Origin of the sequence: Zobellella taiwanensis (genome assembly GCF_003012795.1) — a bacterium.
Lineage (GTDB): Bacteria > Pseudomonadota > Gammaproteobacteria > Enterobacterales > Aeromonadaceae > Oceanimonas > Oceanimonas taiwanensis.
On record NZ_PXYH01000001.1, the window covers coordinates 266,705 to 284,266 of the forward strand.

At 64.2% G+C, this 17,562-nt stretch carries 9 protein-coding genes; 3 read left to right on the forward strand and 6 right to left on the reverse strand.

Features of this window, described 5'->3' with window-relative positions; all coding sequences use genetic code 11:
* Window positions 1-129: 129 nt before the first annotated feature.
* Entirely contained in the window at window positions 130-2,841 is a 2,712-nt protein-coding gene (malT, locus tag C7I36_RS01170) for an HTH-type transcriptional regulator MalT (protein WP_106451913.1), read from the forward strand.
* 88 nt (window positions 2,842-2,929) lie between these two features.
* Here the strand turns inward: malT and ovoA are convergent, their stop codons facing one another.
* From ovoA to malE, 5 genes are all read right to left on the reverse strand, one after another.
* Window positions 2,930-5,047: a 5-histidylcysteine sulfoxide synthase gene (gene ovoA / locus C7I36_RS01175; RefSeq protein WP_106451914.1), complete on the reverse strand. Its 2,118-nt coding sequence runs from the start codon at window positions 5,045-5,047 to the stop codon at window positions 2,930-2,932.
* 81 nt (window positions 5,048-5,128) lie between these two features.
* Window positions 5,129-7,081 (reverse strand): alpha-amylase family glycosyl hydrolase, encoded by a 1,953-nt coding sequence (locus tag C7I36_RS01180; protein ID WP_106451915.1) that lies wholly within the window; start codon window positions 7,079-7,081, stop codon window positions 5,129-5,131.
* A gap of 154 nt (window positions 7,082-7,235) precedes the next feature.
* Window positions 7,236-8,126, reverse strand: coding sequence for a maltose ABC transporter permease MalG (malG, locus tag C7I36_RS01185; RefSeq protein ID WP_106451916.1), 891 nt, complete (start codon window positions 8,124-8,126; stop codon window positions 7,236-7,238).
* A 1-nt stretch (window position 8,127) separates the two neighbouring features.
* Window positions 8,128-9,702, reverse strand: coding sequence for a maltose ABC transporter permease MalF (gene malF, locus C7I36_RS01190; protein WP_106451917.1), 1,575 nt, complete (start codon window positions 9,700-9,702; stop codon window positions 8,128-8,130).
* 68 nt (window positions 9,703-9,770) lie between these two features.
* Window positions 9,771-10,937: a maltose/maltodextrin ABC transporter substrate-binding protein MalE gene (gene malE, locus C7I36_RS01195; protein WP_106451918.1), complete on the reverse strand. Its 1,167-nt coding sequence runs from the start codon at window positions 10,935-10,937 to the stop codon at window positions 9,771-9,773.
* 459 nt (window positions 10,938-11,396) lie between these two features.
* Between malE and C7I36_RS01200 the strand changes: the two genes are divergently transcribed.
* Both C7I36_RS01200 and C7I36_RS01205 read left to right on the forward strand, forming a co-directional pair.
* Window positions 11,397-12,530: an ABC transporter ATP-binding protein gene (locus tag C7I36_RS01200; RefSeq protein ID WP_106451919.1), complete on the forward strand. Its 1,134-nt coding sequence runs from the start codon at window positions 11,397-11,399 to the stop codon at window positions 12,528-12,530.
* A gap of 21 nt (window positions 12,531-12,551) precedes the next feature.
* Window positions 12,552-14,243 carry an alpha-glucosidase gene (locus C7I36_RS01205; protein ID WP_106451920.1) on the forward strand — a complete coding sequence of 564 codons (1,692 nt, stop codon included), beginning with the start codon at window positions 12,552-12,554 and terminating at the stop codon, window positions 14,241-14,243.
* Between the two features lie 530 nt (window positions 14,244-14,773).
* Here the strand turns inward: C7I36_RS01205 and C7I36_RS01210 are convergent.
* On the reverse strand, window positions 14,774-17,458 hold the full coding sequence (locus C7I36_RS01210; RefSeq protein WP_106451921.1) for an alpha-amylase family glycosyl hydrolase: 2,685 nt from the start codon (window positions 17,456-17,458) through the stop codon (window positions 14,774-14,776).
* Window positions 17,459-17,562 lie beyond the last annotated feature (104 nt).

The window sequence follows — 17,562 nt, forward strand, 5'->3', positions numbered from 1 at the left end:
ACCCGCCCCAGGCACAAAAACTGTGATCGGACACGGTTAAATGGGGGCTGCGGTTGTGCTCGTTACCGCCCCGGGTAGGATGTGGGTAGAATATTCCGACCGAGCAACAGGGGAACCGAAGACCTCGCCATGCTGATCCCGTCCAAACTGAACCGGCCGTCACGGCTGCATCACACCCTGCTACGCCCGCGGCTGCTGACCCTGCTGAGCCAGGCCGAGCATTATCCGCTGATCCTGCTGCATTGCCCGGCCGGCTACGGCAAAACCACCCTGGCGGCCCAGTGGACCGACGATCACGAGCATCTGGGCTGGTATTCCCTGGACGAAAGCGACAACGATCCCCAGCGCTTCGGCCACTACCTGATCGCCGCCCTGGCCCGGGCCACCGGTCAGGCCTGCCCCAAGACCCTGGCCATGGCGGAGAAGCGCCAGTTCAGCAAGCTCAACACCCTGTTCGGGCAGCTGTTCGAGGAGCTGGCCGGCTGGCACACCCCCACCCTGCTGGTGCTGGACGACTATCACCTGCTCCGGGAGGAGCTGATCCACGACGGATTGCGCTTTTTCCTGCGCCATATGCCCGAGTCCTTCAGCCTGCTGGTGGTCTCCCGCACCCAGCCGCCGCTCGGCATCGCCAATCTGCGGGTACGGGGCCAGCTGTTCGAAATAGACAGCAGGCAGTTAGCCTTCAACCACCAGGAAACCGGCCAGTTTTTCCGGCAGCGGCTGGCCACCCCCCTGGCCGAAGCCGATTCGGCCCGGTTGTGCGACGATGTCGAAGGCTGGCCTACCGCCCTGCAACTGATCGCCCTCTCTTCCAGCCAGGGCCATCTCAAGCCCCAGCAGTCGGCCCAGCGCCTGGCCGGGCTTAACCAGGCGCATCTGCGGGATTACCTGGAGGAAGAAGTGCTGGACAGGGTGGATCCGGCCACCCGCGATTTCCTGCTGCGCTGCTCGATGCTGCGCTCGCTCAACGCCGCCCTGGCCAACCGGCTGACGGGGCGGGAAGACGGCCAACTGCTGCTGGAGAATCTGGAACGCCAGGGCCTCTTCACCCAGCGGCTGGATGCGGAAGGGGTCTGGTTTCGCTTTCACCCCTTGTTCACCCAGTTTCTGTCCCACCAACGGGAGCGGGAGCAGCCGGGCCAGGGCCTGCAACTGCACGGCCTGGCGGCCCGCGCCTGGCTGGAGCAGGCGTTTCCGGTGGAGGCGCTCTACCATTGCCTGGCCGCCAATGATCCCGCCCTCTTGCAACAGCTGCTGCTGGAGCACGGCTGGCCGCTGTTCCACAGCGGTGAACTGCAGCTGCTGGAGCACAGCCTCGACCAGTTGCCCGAAAGCCGGCTGCTGCTTTCCTCCAGTCTGGTGCTGCTGCGCGCCTGGCTGGCCCAGAGCCAGCATCGCTATCCCGAGGTGGAACTGCAGCTCGGCCGCGCCGAACAGGCGATGGCGGCCGAAGGGCTGATCCTGGCGCCCGGGGACAGGGCCGAATTCCAGGCACTGCGCGCCCAGGTAGCCATCAACGCCGGCCAGCCCCACCAGGCCCTGGCCCTGGCGGAAGAAGCCCTCGCCCAGTTGCCGGCCGATCGCAGCCACAGCCGGGTGGTGGCCACCACCGTCACCGGCGAGGTCTATCACTGCCTGGGACAGCTGACCCGGGCCCTGCCGGTCATGCAGCAATGCGAGGCCATGGCCCGCCGCTACGGCATCTACCACCAGGCCCTGTGGGCCATGCTGCAACAGAGCGAGATACTACTGGCCCAGGGCTACCTGCAGGCCGCCTTCGAAATACAGGACAGGGCCTTCGAACTGGTGCAGGAGCAGCACCTGGGCCAGGTGCCGCTGCATGAGTTTCTGCTGTATCTGCGCTCCCGGGTGCTGTGGAGCTGGCATCGCCTGGACGAGTCCGAAAGCGCCGCCCGCCGGGGGCTGGAAGTGCTGGAGGATCTCTCGCCCCAGCAGCAGCTCAAATGCAGGACCATGCTGGTGAAGATTTCCCTGGTGCGCGGCGACGTGGACAATGCCCGGGTACACCTCCAGCACTGTGAACAACTGCTGCGGGGGGGACATTTCCACATGGACTGGGTGGCCAGCGTGGATCAGACCCGGCTGCTGCTGTGGCAACTGGTGGGCGACGAGGCCGCCACCCGCCATTGGCTGGCCGAGGCCCAGGCCCCGGAAGGCGACACCAACCACTTCCAGCAAGCCCAGTGGCGCAACCTGGCCCGGGCCCATATGCTGGCCGGCAATCCCGACGCCGCTCTGGAATTGCTGCAACAGCGCAACGACACCGCCCGCCGGCTACAGTTGGTGAGCGATCTCAACCGCAACCTTATCCTGCAGGCCCACCTGCACCTGCGCCGGCACGAAACTGATGAAGCGCGCCAGTGCCTGCTGGAAGCCCTGACCCTGGCCAACCGCACCGGTTTCATCAGCCACTTTATCCTGGAGGGGGAAGCGCTGGGCCAGTTGCTGCGCCAACTGGCCGCCCAGGCCGCGCTGGACGACATGACCCGGCACCGGGCCCAACGGCTGCTGAAGGAGCTGAGCCAGCACCAGCACCGGCACCGGTCTGCCCACTTCGACGAGGCCTTCGTGGAAAAACTGCTGACCCACCCCCAGGTGCCCGAACTGGTGCGCACCAGCCCGCTGACCCAGCGGGAATGGCAGGTGCTGGGACTTATCTACGCCGGTTACAACAACGAACAGATCGCCGCCGAGCTGGACGTGGCCGCCACCACCATCAAGACCCATATCCGCAACCTCTACCAGAAGCTCGGCATCAACCACCGCCAGGAGGCGATAGCCCAGGCCAAGAGCCTGCTGGAACTGATGGGATACTGAGCACCGGGCCGTTGTCAGCCGTCTGAAGCCGATCAACGACCGACTGTCTCTTTATCCGAGGAGACCGGAGCACCGGTCTGCGTTTTTCTTACTTCAGCTTCCACAGGGTCATTTCCGCCAGGCTATGCTGGAACTTGCGACGGGTTTCACGGATCACGAAGGGAATGTCTTCCTGGCCCACCAGCTCGAAACGCCCGCCCAGTAACGCCTTAAGACCGTCCAGGGTGGTGAAGTTCTCGCCGTTGACCTTGATGCCTCCCAGCCACTTGGCCTTGGGGGTGTAGTCCTCCAGCCAGGTGTAAGGCGAGGTCAGCACCAGGCAGCCACCGGGGTTGAGCCGCTCATGCACCTGGCCGAGGAACAGGCTGGGATCGTAGAGCCGGTCAATCAGGTTGCCGCAGAAGATCAGATCGTAGCCGCCGAAACGGGCTTTCAGGTTGCAGGCATCGCCCTGCACGAACTCCACCTTGTGGGCCACCTCGGCGTAGCCCAGGGCGTGCAGGCTGGTCTCTTTAAATTCCACCAGTTCGCCCTCGGTGGGAATGGCGAAGCGGGTCTGGCCGCTTTCCTTCAACTGGAAGCCGTGCTGGATAAAGCGGGCGGAAAAGTCGATGCCATCCACCGCCCCGAAGTGCAGCGCCAGCTCGAAGCTGGCCCGGCCCACCGAGCAGCCCAGATCCAGCGCCCTGCCCTTGTCGAGCCCGGGCAGACGCGCCAGCAGGGTGCGCACACAGGCCACCGGGTAGTTGGCCACGCCGAAATATTCGGATCCGTAGTGGAACTCCAGGTACTGGGTCACCAAATCGTCGGTTTCATAGCTATTCACGGGTTCCACAGGCACCTCTGCATGGTCTGATTCAATGTAACGGAAGCCTGCATGCTGGAAAAAATGCCGGCGAAAGGCATAGCGGGAATAACGGGTGGCCTCGTTGCCGGTCGAAATCCAGGAGCCGCCCTTGATCAGGTTGTGGCGGTTATCGAAGGTGGGGGTGGAAAAGTCGTCGTAGAGCGGATGCACCTCGAAGCCGGGGAAGCCGTCGATGGGGGTTTCGGTCCACTGCCAGACGTTGCCGACAAGATCGTGGATGCCGTCCACCTCGAAACGGTCCACCGGGCAGGACGAGGCATAATGCTCCAGGTTGATGTTGCCCGGCGCCCGCGCCCAGTCCGGCTGATCCTGACTCAGCCGGCTGCGCAACAGGGTCCACTCGGCCTCGGTAGGCAGCCGCACATGGGTGCCGGTTTGGGCCGCCTTCCAGTTGCAGAAGGCCTTGGCTTCCAGGTAGTTGACCTCCACCGGCCAGTTCAGCGGCAAAGGCACTTCCTGCAGCAGGTTGCGCTGGTAGTACTCGCCCTGGCGCTCGAGCCAGAAGCGGGGCATGGTGGCCCGGCTGAAGGCGAGCCACCGGCGGCCCTCCTCGGTCCAGTATTCGGGGCTTTGGTAGCCGCCGTCCTGCACAAAGCGCAGATATTCGTCGTTGGATACCAGGTAGCGGGACACCCGGAACGGCTGCACCGTCACCGTCTTGCTGCCGTACTCGTTGTCCCAGCCGTAGCTGGCGGCCGTGGCCGGCTTGCCCAGGGTGAGGGTGTCGCCGGCCACCGCCAGCAGGACGTTTTCCGGCGCCGGGCCCGCTTCGGCGCAGGCCGCAGACCAGACCGGATGGGGCCGCAGCCAGTCGAGGGGCAGCATGCGCAAGATCACCGAGGAGGTTTCCAGGTGGATACGCTCGTGCTCTATGCCCATCAGCACTATCCAGGCCGGGGAGTCGGGGGTGATCGGCAGGCTGAGCGGCATCTCGCCGATAAAGGCATCCACCTGCTCCCGCACCCGCCGGCGGTAATCCCGGGTGTGCGCCACCGAGGGCCAGTCGTAGTGGGCGTCGTTCAGATCGTCCCAGGACATCTCGTCCACGCCGATGGCGAACATCGACTCCAGCCGCTCGTCCACCCGCCGGTCCAGGTACTTGCCCAGCACCAGTTTGTTGATAAAAAACACCGCCGTATGGCCGAAATAGAAGATAAGCGGATGGCGCAGCGGCTCCGGCCGCAGGTAATAGGCTTCGTCGCCGGCGATGCAGTCGAACAGGGACTCGTAAAGGTTGAAGGTCTGGTGAAAGTAGGCCCGGATTTCTTCCCGTTTGTGCTCTACCGAGTCCCCGGTGAGCAAGAGGGTTCTGGTGACTACCTCTGCAAGTTGTTCCATGGAAAGCTTCCTGACTGCTTGTTTTTGCTTTAAGTTACCCCGTTGCCCGGACAATGAGAAGCAAAACCCCGACTGCCTGTCTCATTCCTCCCATTGGGTGAGGGGTGCCATGGGAGCTCCGTTGGGCTTGGCCGGCCCGCCACCGGACACCGGTGGCTGAACCCAGAAGCGAAGGCTGTGCGCCGCCACCAGGTGAGATCCGCCTTCGTCCGACAGCTCGATATCCGGCCTGGCACTGTCCAGTGCCAGACGCCAGGGGGTACGACCGGGCAGACGATGATACTCGGCCCGGTCACCGCGATTGAGTTGCCACAGCACCGAGCCCAGGCTGGGTTCGGAAATCAGCAGTTGCAGGCTGCGCAGCCCCGGCTCTCGCCGCTCCACTTCTTCCATGGCTTCACCGTCTGGACGCAGCCAGTGCATATCCGGATAGGAGGTCTGGGGAGCATAACTCATGCGTTGCTGCAGCGGGATGATCCACTGCCGGCGCAAGGCGGCCAGCCGGGAGATGAAGGCGCGCTGCCGCCCCTTGGGATCCGCCCTCCAGTCGAGCCAGCCGACGACATTATCCTGATCGTAGGCATTGTCATTGCCATGCTGGCTGTGCGAGGCCAGATCCGCCCCCAGCAGATGCGGCACACCAAACGACAGCAGCAGGCAGGCCAGCAGGTTGCGCTGCAGCCGGAGAGGATCGACATCGTCCCTGTCGGCCCGGACCTGGTCTTCCTGTCCACCGGGGCCCTCCCCACCCCGGCCTCGCCCATCATAACCAACCAGATCCACCAGGGTGAGACCGTCATGGCTGCAGATGTAGTTCACGGGCAGGTGTGCCGGCCAGCGTTGCTCGCTGAACCGATCGCGCGACCCCGTCAGACAGCTGGCAAGCTCCGCCGGCGCGGTGTCATCCCCGCGCCAAAAGCCGACTATGCCGTCGCGGAAACGGTCGTTGCACTCGGCGAATTCGTCGGGAAACCGGCCCCGTTGGCGGCCATGGGGCCCCCTGTCCCAGGGCTCGGCGATCAGCTTGCAACGCTGCAGTACCGGATCCTGCGCCAGCGCACAGAAAAAGGGAGAGGATTTATTGAAGTGCTTCCCTTCCCGTCCCAGATTGGTGGCCTGCCCAACGCGAAAGCCGTCAACCCGATACTCCTCCACCCAGAACCGCAGGCAGTCCATCACCTGACGCAGGGCGGCGGGGTGGCGCAGATCCACGGTATTGCCACAGCCGCTGTAGTTGCCGAGCCGGCCATCGGGATCTCGCAGGTAATAGTCGGGACAGAGGTGTTTCCAGTGCCATACAGGCCCCTCATCTCCTCCTTCGGCGGTATGATTCAGCACCAGATCCAGGATCACCTCGATGCCGGCACGATGCAACTCACGCACCAGGGTCTTGAATTCCACCACCGGATCCAGCCGGGCGTAACGCCGACTGGGGGCGAAGGGCGCCAGAGGATTGTAGCCCCAGTAATTGGTCAGACCGAGCGGCGGCAGGTGGGGCTCGTCCCGCCATTCCGCCACCGGCATCAGTTGCACCACTGTGACACCGGCTTCCTTTAACTGTCTTATCACCTCGGGGTGATGCAGGCCGGCGTAGCGGCCCTGCTCCTCGATCGGCACCGCCGGATGACGACGCGTGAAACCCTTGACGTGCAGCTCCGCAATCACCGCCTCGTGCCAATCGTGCCGGGGCGGTACGACCCCCTGCCAGTCGAAGTCGGCGTCATAGGGATGGGCGAAAAAGGGCAATTCCGACAGTAGGGTGGCATAGGGGTCGAGCAGGTAGCGGGGCCGGCTGCCGCGCCCGCTCTGGTAACTGTATCGCCAGTACCGATCCACTCCGGACACGAACAGATGGCGAACGCCCTTGTGACAGCCGGTCAGCGGCAGGCAGAAACGCTGCTTCCCCGGGCTTTCCAGCAGTAGCAGCAGACTGGGATCCTCCGGGGCGTAAATGGCAAAATTCACCCCCTCCTCGCTGCAGCGGGCACCGAGGGGAAAGGACAAACCTTGGTGGCAGGACAGTAACGGGGGCATAGGCTCTCCTTGGCCTGGAAACACGACAATCAGCGTGCCTGGCGCAGCCACAAGGAAAGGATGTTGGCTGCAGAAGGGTGACGCTGCATAAAATGCCCCGCTGCCGGACGGCAGCGGGGCAGCGACGGGGATCGCCTGGATGACGCCGAGGCGGCTAGCCCTTGACCCCGCCGTCGGACAGCCCGGACACCAGGTAACGCTGGGCCAGCAGGAACATCAGGGTGATCGGCAGCCCCGACAGTATGGCGGCGGCGGCGAAGTCGCCCCACAGGTACTTGTGATCCACCAGGTACTGGCGCGCACCCACCGCCAGGGTCATCTGCTCGGTCTTGCGCAGCAGTACCGAGGCCAGGGGGTAATCGGTGACGGTGCCGATAAAGGCCAGCACGAACACCACCGCCAGTATGGGCACCGCCAGCGGCAGGAACACATGGCGGAAGGTCTGCCAGGGGGTGGCACCGTCGATCTGGGTGGCCTTGTCCAGGGCCGGATCGATGGCGTCGAAGTAGCCCTTGATGATCCAGATGTTCATGGTCACCCCGCTCAGATAGCAGAGGATCAGCGACCAGTGGCTGTCGATACCGAGGATGGGCGTCACCTTGCCCAGGGCGTCGAAGATGGCGTAGAGCGCCACCACCGCCAGGGCGCTGGGAAACATCTGGATCAGCAGCAACGAGTCCAGCAGGCCGCCCTTGCCGCGGAACTTCATCCGCGAGAAGGAATAGGCGGCGATGGTGGACACCGCCAGCACCCCCAGGGAGGCGATGGTGCCGACCTTGACCGAGTTCCACAGCCACAGCAGCACCGGAAAGGGCGGCGTCACCAGGGTGCCGTCGGCCCGCTGGTAATCCAGCCCCAGGGCCAGCGCCCAGTGTTCCAGGGTGGGCTGTTCGGGAAAGATGCTGCCGGTGGCGAAATTGCCCTCCCGGAAGGAGATGGACAGTATCATCACGAACGGAAACAGGATCAGCAGCAGGAAAATCCACAGGAAGCCGTGGGCCAGGATTTTACGAAGCAGCAGGTTACGCGGATATTCGACGATCATGTTATTTCCCCTTGGCGGCCACGGCACGGCGCAGTGCCACGAAGTTGGCATAGGCCATGGCCCCGACGATGAAGAAGATCAGGGTGGCGATGGCGCCGGCCAGGCCGAAGTTCTGGCCCGAGTCCATAAAGCTGATGCGATAGGTGAAGGACGCCAGCAGGTCGGTGGAGCCGGCCGGGATCAGGGTGCCCGGAATGTCCGGCAGGCCCCGGGTGAGCAGCAGGATCAGCACCAGGTTGTTGAAGTTGAAGGCGAAGGCCGAGATCAGCATGGGCGCGAAGGGCGGCAAAATCTGCGGCAGGGTGATGGAGAAGAAGCTGCGCACCGGGCTGGCTCCTTCCAGGGCCGCGGCCTTGGCGTGATCGCCGGGCACCGACTGCAGGTAACCCATGGCCAGCAGCATCATGTAGGGATAGCCCAGCCAGGTGTTGACGATAATGGTCATGGCGCGGGCCAGGGTCGGATTGGTGAACCACTCGGGCCGGATGCCGAACACCGCCTCCAGGATCATGTTGATTTCGCCGAAGTTCTGGTTGAACAGGCCGCGGAACACCAGGATGGAAATAAAGCCCGGCACCGCATAGGGCAAAATCAGCAGGATGCGGTACAGGCCGCGAAAGCGCAGGTGCTCCCACTGCAGTATCACCGCCAGCAGCACCCCTACCCCGAAGGTGAACAGCACCGACAGCAGGGCGAAGGCGACCGTCCAGATAAAGATTTCCAGCATGGGGCCGCGGATGCCCTCGGAGAACAGGATGTGCTTGAAGTTGTCCAGGCCCACGTTGACCCGCCAGCCGGGGGCCACCTGGTTGCCCGCTTCGTCCCGGTAGAAGCCCACCGAGTGATCCGCCACCAGTATGCCGCCGTCGAGCCGGTTGCGCAGCCGGCCGTCCTCGAGTTCTTCGAACACGGGCTGGACATGGGCCATGGTGCGGATGCCGGAGGTGGTCAGGCTCTGGCCGTCGGGCAGCAACGCGGTGATGGCGCCCAGCTCACCGCGCAGGCGCACCATGTCGCGGGCCGGCAGGAAGGCTTCGGCCGGCGCCGCCAGTTCCCCGCTTGCCTGCATCGGCAGCTGCTGGGGCTGGCCATCGGCGACGAAGGGGTCGCTTATCAGATCGCCGTCGGCACCACGCAGCACCAGCCGGTAACCGCCCTCGACGGGCAACAGGAAGAAGGGGCGCTCGCTGCTCTTGTCCACCGTCACCTGGGACAGGTGAATGTCGTTGACCCGGTGGAAAGACAGAAGGTTGCTGGCGCTGTAGTTGGTGAAGCCGACGTAGCTGGTGTAGATCACCGGAAAGGCGATGAACAGCCCCACCGTCACCACCGCCGGAAACACGAAGCGGGCGGTGTAGAAACGCCGGTTGCCGTAGATCAGGGCAAAGCCCACCAGCACCGCCATCACCAATACCGCGAACAGCGGCTCGCCGGCCAGGTACAGGCTCCATACCGCGTACAGCAGTGCCAGTGACACCACCCCGAGCACACTCAATTTGACCATATTGGCCAGGGACAACCGCGACGGTTTCTCAACCCCCATCACCGGTTCCGCACAGACCGTCGGCGAACTCATGCCAGCCTCCAAAAATACATTGTGATCGTTGCTACAGGCTGCCGGCACCCAAGGTGCCGGCATGGCCATTATTTCGCCAGCATCCGGGTGGCGGCGTCATCCAGCGCCTTCTCCACCGTCTGCTGGCCGCCGGTGATGTTCTGCAGCGCCGGGTTCATCGCCGCCCAGAACTTGCCGGTTTCGGGAATGCCGGGCATGGGCACGCCCTGGGCCGCGATCTGCTGGGTGGCCGCCACGTTCGGATCCCGGGACAACACTTGTGAGTAGGCCTTGTGCGCCACCGCACCCAGGGCCACCGCCTCGTTCAGCCCGGCCAGGCCGGCTTCGGTCAGCAGGTAGTTCTCGATGAATTCCACCGCCAGATCCTTGTTCGGGCTGGCGGCGTTGATGCCGGCGGAGATCACCCCGATAAAGGATCTGGGCGACTGGCCCTCTATGGTGGGCAGGGGCGCCACGCCGAAGTTGATGCCGGTGGCCTTGAGGTTGTCCCAGGCCCAGGGGCCGTTGATCATCATGGCCAGCTCCCCCTTGTTGAAGGCGGTGTCCATCACGTTGTAATCGGCCCCGACCGGCATCACTTTTTCGTCGATCAGCCGCTTGATCATCCTGGCGCCCTTGACCGCGCCCTCGTTGTTGACGCCCACGTCGCGCGCATCGTAGACCCCGCCTTCCTGCTTGAACACATAGCCGCCGTTGGCCATCAGCAGCGGCATGGAGAAGTAGGCATTGTTGTAGTCCCACATGATGGCCTTGACGCCGTCGGCCAGCTTGAGATCGAAAATCTGCTCGAAGGAGCTCGGCGGCTCGGGCAACAGATCCTTGTTGTAGATAAGGCCCACCGCCTCAATGGAGATGGGGTAACCCCAGATGCGGCCGTCGAGGGTCAGGGCGTCCCAGCTGAAGTCGAACATCCGCTCCCTGATCTCCTGGCTCGGCTCCACCGGCGTGAGCAGGCCGCCGGCGCCCCATTCGCCGAAGCGGTCGTGGGCCCAGAGGATGATATCCGGTCCCTGGCCGTTGGCGGCGGACTGCTGGAACTTGTCGGTCACCGGCTCGGGATGTTCCACCACCACCTCGATACCCAGCTCGTCGGTGAACTGCTGAGCCACCGCGACCACGCCCCTGTTGGTGCTGCCGCTCCAGATCACCAGCTTGTCCTGTTCAAAGGCCAGCGCCGAGCTGGACATCACCCCGGCAATCAGACCGGCCAGCAAATTGATCTTAAACTTCATCATGGTTGTACCTTCCTATCATGTTTTATCCAGACTCCTGCCTGGCGGACCGATGACAATGCGCGCCAGCCTCTGGGGGGAGAAACGGCGGACGATCGAATTTAAAGCGCTTTCAACCATAGATGCAAGGCAGAACCATCAGCATGCCACCATAGTGTGATCTGACGCAATATTTCAAGAGAACAACAACCGGACCCTTAAAAATGAAACATAAATCACACAAAAAGCCCAATATGCGTTATTAATTTTCAAAAAAGAAAACTGAAAACAACAAAATTAAGGACTCATGCTCTCTCCCTCCCGAAAAAATGAGGCGCGCGTCACAAGTCATGGATCTGGCGGTTGCTTCCACGCCCGGTTAAGTTAATTTCAAAGCGTTTTAAATTTTAAGGAAGCAAGGTGCCCTGGCGACAATTCCGCTGCCGGAGTCACGCGGCGGGCGTCCTCATAATGGAGCAACAGATGGTGAACACAGCAACCCAACAGGAGCAGGCCCACAAGGTACTGTCGATCAATGCCCTGATTAAAAGTTATGGCGGAACCGACATCCTCAAGTCTGTCTCGGTGGACATGAGAGAAGGAGACTTCCTGGTGCTGGTCGGCCCTTCGGGCTGCGGCAAATCCACCCTGCTCAACTGCATTGCCGGACTGGAAGAGGTGACCGGCGGCCAGATCCTGATCGACGGTCGCGACGTGACCCGGGTACCGCCCCGGGACAGGGACATCGCCATGGTGTTCCAGTCCTACGCTCTCTACCCCACCATGACGGTGGCCGAGAACATCGCCTTCGGCATGAAGATCCGCAAGGTTCCGAAAGAAGAGCAGCAGCGCAAGACCCAGGAGGTGGCGCGCCTGCTGCAAATCGATCACCTGCTCGACCGCAAGCCCTCGCAGCTCAGTGGCGGCCAGCGCCAGCGGGTGGCCATGGGCCGTGCCCTGGTGCGGGAGCCGGTGCTGTTCCTGTTCGACGAACCCCTGTCCAACCTGGACGCCAAGCTCAGGGTGGAAATGCGCGCCGAAATCCATCACCTGCACAAGCAGACCAATGCCTCCATCGTCTATGTGACCCACGATCAAATCGAGGCCATGACCCTGGGCAGCAAGATAGTGGTGCTGCGCGACGGCCATATTCAGCAGGTGGGCAGCCCGCAGCAGATCTACGACAAGCCGGCCAACATGTTCGTGGCCAACTTTATGGGCACCCCGCCGATGAACCTGTTCCCCGCCCGGGTCGAGCTCGGCGATGCCGGCGCCATCCTCAGCGTGGCCGGGCCGGATCAGGGCTTTACCCTGGTGGACAAGCAGGCCGGCGACCGGCTCCGCCCCTACCGGGGCAAGTCGGTGGTGGTGGGCCTGCGCCCCGAGGCGCTGCACCTGTACCGTGAAGGACAGCATGAACACGCCATCCGCCTGCCGGTGCGCAACGTCGAGTCGTCCGGGTCCGATACCTTCGTGCTGCTCCAGGCCGGAGAGCACAGGATCAGCGCCCGACTCGGCGGACGGACCCGGGTCACGGAAGGCGAACCGCTGGCGCTGGCCGCCGACATGGACCACGTCTGCTATTTCGATCCCGACACCGAACTACTGATCAAGTAACCTGAATCAACGAGGATTATTATGTCCGGGCAACCCCTTGACCCCATTAGCCGCCATTGGTGGAAAGAAGCCGTGGCCTACCAGATCTACCCGCGCAGTTTTATGGACTCCAATGGCGACGGTATTGGCGATCTGAACGGCATCATCATCAAGCTGGACTACCTGCAGGAGCTGGGCGTGGACGTGATCTGGCTCTGCCCCATGTATCCCTCGCCCAACGACGACAACGGCTACGACATCAGCGACTTTCAGGGCATCATGGCCGAATTCGGCACCATGGCCGACTTCGACCGGCTGCTGGCCGAGGTGCATGCCCGCGGCATGAAGCTCATCCTCGACCTGGTGCTCAACCACAGCAGCGACGAACACCCCTGGTTTATCGAGTCCCGCTCCTCCAAAGACAATCCCAGGCGCGACTGGTACATCTGGCGCGACGGCAAGCACGGTGCCGAGCCCAACAACTGGGAAAGCATCTTCAAGGGCTCGGCCTGGGAATACGACCAGGGCACGGAGCAGTACTTCCTGCATCTCTTTTCCCGCAAGCAGCCGGATCTGAACTGGGAAAACGCCGAGATGCGCCAGGCCCTCTACGCCATGGTGCGCTGGTGGCTGGACAAGGGCATCGACGGCTTTCGCCTCGACGCCATCAGCCATATCAAGAAGGAAGAAGGCCTGAGCGATGCTCCCCACCACGGCGGCCAGCCCTATGCGGCCGCCTGGGACAAGATGATGAACGTCGAGGGCGTCATCGAGCACCTGGACGAACTGTGCCGGGAGACCTTCAACCACTACGACATCATGACGGTGGGCGAGGCCAACGGCGTCTCGCCGGCGCAGGCCGAAGACTGGATAGGCGAACAGCATCGGCGGCTGAACATGATCTTCGCCTTCGACCATGTAGCATTGTGGGCGGAAGATGGCGAGACGGGCCTGGAGCTGGGCCGGCTCAAGCAGGCCTTCGGCCGCTGGCAAACGGGGGTGGCAGGCTTCGGCTGGAACGCCCTCTTCGTGGAAAACCACGACGTGCCCCGTATCGTCTCCAAATGGGGCGATAGCGAGCGTTACTGGCAGCAGAGCGCCACCGCCATCGCCAGCCTCTATTTCCTGATGCAGGGCACCCCCTTTATCTACCAGGGCCAGGAAATCGGCATGACCAACACCCGCTTCGAGGGGATTGACGATTTCGACTGTGTCGGCAGCCGCAACCAGTATGCCCAGCTGAAACAGCAGGGCATGGACGAGGGCCATATTATCCAGACCCTGGCGCGCGGCTCGCGGGACAATGCCCGCACCCCCATGCAGTGGGACGCCGGCCCCGGGGCGGGCTTTACCAGGGGTACCCCCTGGTTCAAGGTAAACCCCAATGCCGAGACCATCAACGTGGCCGCCCAGCAAGGCGACCCGGACTCGGTGCTCGGCTTTTACCGCCGGCTTATCCGCCTGCGCAAGGCCGAGCCGGTGCTGGTGTACGGCCGCTACCGGCTGGAGCTGGAATCCGACCCCCAGGTGTACGCCTACAGCCGCCTGCTCGACGGCCAGCACTGGCTGGTGCTGGTCAACCTGAGCGATCGCCCGGCAGAGCGGCGGCAGCTGCCCTGGCCGCTGCGCCATGAGCGGCTGGCCCTGGCCAACTACCCGGTTGAGCCGCACCCGGCCGGCGACACCCTGGATCTGCGTCCCTTTGAAGCCCGGGTGTACCGGCTGAACGACTGATATCCCTCCCCTTAATACTGCCGGCATGGGGCCCCATGCCGGCCTCCCTCCCGATATTGCCGCCGCTATGCCTGTTCGGCCAAACCGCCGTCCGATAAGGATCCAATTTATTCGACCAAGCCCCGGCGCCGTTGGCGAAATGGTGGAGCGCAGGCGGCCCGCCTGCTTTCCCGCGCAGCGGGAACCCTCGGACTGGCCTACTACACCACAGGTTTAAAGAGGCTCGAGGCAGAACAGGCATCGCGGGTTGGGCTGTGCCTTCGCCCACCTCGGTGCCACCCTCATGCGGGCGGGCCGCCCGCGCCCCAGATGCAGACACGCCAACACATCCCCGGGGGCTTCGCCGCACCATCCCTTGCGCGGAGGGTCTACTTAGCGGAACCTGTAGCGGAACCCGGCCGCTGCCGGTAGTGATCTACTATGCGGAACAGCTAGTTAGGACCGAATGTATTCGGCCTGGCCGGTGACGACACCGCAAAGAAGCAGTGGTGCTGCGCCATTGAAAAAGGGCGCCTCGGCGCCCTTTCCGGTTACTCTGCCGCCGGCTCCAGCAGCGGCAGGTAATATTCTCGCCCGCCCGGATCCCGGGCCCGCCACAGGGTCAGCTGGTAGTCGCCGTCTTGCGCGAAGTGGTAACGCAGGTTGCCCGGGTTGCCGCCCGCGCTCAGGCCGGTGGCGGTGAGCGGCGCGCCCAGGTTGAGCAGGCCCCAGCTGGCGTCGGCGAACTTGAACTCGCTCACCCCGGCCCGGGCCCGGATTGTGCCGGCATAGGTGCCCGGGGCCACCGCCGCCAGCGGGCTCAGCCCCCAGTCGTTGGCACCGCCCCGGAAGTGCAGCTCGGCGGCCAGGGGCTCCGCCACCCGCTCGAGCAGGGGCCTGGACTCGTCCTCCAGCGGGAGCGTCGCCACCAGTCCGCCCGCGTCGTCTTCCCGGCTCGCCGCTATCACCCGTTCCCGCTCCAGCAGCAGCGGCTGCTCCAGCACGGTAGCGCCCCCTTCCCGATCCAGGCGGGCGAACACCAGGGTACGGCGGGCGGCCTCGCCCCAGTCGAAGGCAGCCTGGAAGCCGGGGGTGGCGGCATCGGCGTCCCTCAGCAGGGTCATGCCGCCGGCCTCGTCGTAGAGCAGCAGCTCGGGCAGATCGTGGGGATTGGCATAGCTCAGCTCGAGCCGGGGCGAACGGCCGTCCAGGATGAAGGACACCTCGGCCTGGCGCGGCGGCGCCACCAGGTTGCTCAGGCTGGCGCGCAGGGTCACCTCGGTGCCCTCGGCCAGGGCGCCAGTGTCCCAGTAGAGGCGGTACGGGGCGTTGTTGTCCACCGCCAGGGTCTCGAAGTCGCCGCCGTCGAGGCTGGCCTCGAACCGCACCTGGTACTGGGGCAGCGCCTGCCCGGCCAGGGCCCCGGCCGTGACCTCCAGCTCCAGCAGGCCCGAGGTACGGGCCCCCGGCGCCACTCCGCTCAGCACCGGCTCCGCCACCGGCGAAGGGGCTATGCCCTCGGCCTTCAGGATGGCGAACTGCAACGGCGCCAGGGTCAGCTGCAGTTCGCCCTGGTGCTCCCGGGGCGCAGCCTCGCCCGTTATCGGCCGGTAGTGGCCGGCCGCCGGCAGGGTCAGGCTCAGGGCCTCGTCGGCCAGGTTGAAGGCCAGCAGGTATTCCACCCCCTCGGCCAGATCCACCCGCGAGAAGGTCAGCACCCTGTCGCTGTCGTCGCTGTTGGGGCGGGCCAGCTGGATGCCGCGGCGCAGCACCGGATGCTCCCGGTACAGGGCGCTCAGGCCGGCGATATCCCGGTACAGGGGATGAGAGGGGTCGAAGTTGTCGTCGGCGGTGGTGGCAGTGGTGCCGATCAGCCGGCCGGCATTGTAGCTGGCCACCCGGGAGGGGAACATGTTCTGGCGGGCATCCTTGTCGCCGCCCTCGCCGGTAAAGCCCTGCTCGTCCCCGTAGTAGATCACCGGCACGCCCCGGCTGAAGAACAGCAGGGCGTTGGCCAGGCGGTAGCGGGCCAGCAGCTTGGCGTCGTCCGGCTCGCCGCCCGCCTGCAGGAAGTGGCCGAAGCGGCCGATATCGTGGTTGCCGAGGAAGTTCAGCAACTGGTTGGCGGAGCCGCCGGCATGGTTGTAGCGGTCATCCTGCTCGAACAGGGCCGCCAGGGCAGAGGCGCCGCCCTGGCCGGCCAGCGCGGCGGCGGCAGCGGCCTGAAAGCCGAAGTCGAGCACGGTGGGGATACCGGCGCTGCGGGTGTAGAAACTGAGCTCGCGCGGATCGCTGCTGAACACCTCGCCGAACATGGTGAAGTGCTCAATGCCGGCGCTGTCGCGGGCATGGTCCAGCACCGCCGGGGCGAAGGCCCGCCAGAAGTCGGCATCCACGTGCTTGACGGTATCGAGGCGGAAACCGTCGGGCCGCCATTCGTCGATAAGCCCGGTGAAGATGTCTATCATCCCGGCCACCACTTCGGGGTTGCCGGTATCCAGATCGTCCAGCCCGAAAAAATCGCCGTAAAGGCTGTCCTCGCCGGAAAAGCTGGAGTCGCCCTGGTTGTGGTAGAAGCGGGGCTCATTGAGCCAGGCCGGCGCCTTGGCGTTTTCCTCTCCCGCCGGAATAAAGGGGGTGTAGCCTTCCCCGGCCGCCACCCGCTCCCGGGAGCGGTACTCGCAGCCATTCAGCCCGGGCAGGTAGGCGCCGTTTTCCTGGTGGCATTCGCGGTATTTGATCACATCGGCGGTGTGGTTGACGATGATGTCGAAGAATATCTTGATGCCGCGCTCATGGGCGGCGGCGATAAAATCCTTCATTTCCTCGTTGCTGCCGAAATGGGGATCCAGGCGGGTGAAGTCCAGGGTCCAGTAGCCGTGGTAACCGGCCGAGTCGCCCTGCACCGCCTTGTTCTTCAGGATGGGCGTCAGCCAGATGGCGGTGATCCCCAGCCCCTCCAGGTAGTCGAGCTTCTGCTGCAGGCCGGCGATGTCGCCGCCGTGGAACATGCCCTTGTCGGCGGGATCATGGCCGCCAAAGGCGTGGGGGTCGTTGGGATCGCCCTGGTTGTTGTCCGGGTTGCCGTCATGGAAGCGATCCGGCAGCACGAAGTAGAACACCTCGTCCTCGATGTCGTGGCGCGGGCTGTCGAACAGGGTGCGGGGCTGGGAGTCCGCCAGGGCGGGCGTGGCCAGGATGGCGCCCAGGGCCATGGCCAGTACGGTACGATTCATCTGCAAGTCCCTATGGATGATGGAAGTGCCGGCCTTGGAAGCCGGAGGAAAGACAGGTATATACCCACGACAAAATTAAAGCGCTTTAATTTCTTGTGCAAGAC

Excerpts from the sequence above, each read along its gene's own strand:
- malT (WP_106451913.1), top strand. The coding sequence starts at position 130 with ATGCTGATCCCGTCCAAACTGAACCGGCCGTCACGGCTGCATCACACC.
- ovoA (WP_106451914.1), bottom strand. The coding sequence starts at position 5,047 with ATGGAACAACTTGCAGAGGTAGTCACCAGAACCCTCTTGCTCACCGGG.
- C7I36_RS01180 (WP_106451915.1), bottom strand. The coding sequence starts at position 7,081 with ATGCCCCCGTTACTGTCCTGCCACCAAGGTTTGTCCTTTCCCCTCGGT.
- malG (WP_106451916.1), bottom strand. The coding sequence starts at position 8,126 with ATGATCGTCGAATATCCGCGTAACCTGCTGCTTCGTAAAATCCTGGCC.
- malF (WP_106451917.1), bottom strand. The coding sequence starts at position 9,702 with ATGAGTTCGCCGACGGTCTGTGCGGAACCGGTGATGGGGGTTGAGAAA.
- malE (WP_106451918.1), bottom strand. The coding sequence starts at position 10,937 with ATGATGAAGTTTAAGATCAATTTGCTGGCCGGTCTGATTGCCGGGGTG.
- C7I36_RS01200 (WP_106451919.1), top strand. The coding sequence starts at position 11,397 with ATGGTGAACACAGCAACCCAACAGGAGCAGGCCCACAAGGTACTGTCG.
- C7I36_RS01205 (WP_106451920.1), top strand. The coding sequence starts at position 12,552 with ATGTCCGGGCAACCCCTTGACCCCATTAGCCGCCATTGGTGGAAAGAA.
- C7I36_RS01210 (WP_106451921.1), bottom strand. The coding sequence starts at position 17,458 with ATGAATCGTACCGTACTGGCCATGGCCCTGGGCGCCATCCTGGCCACG.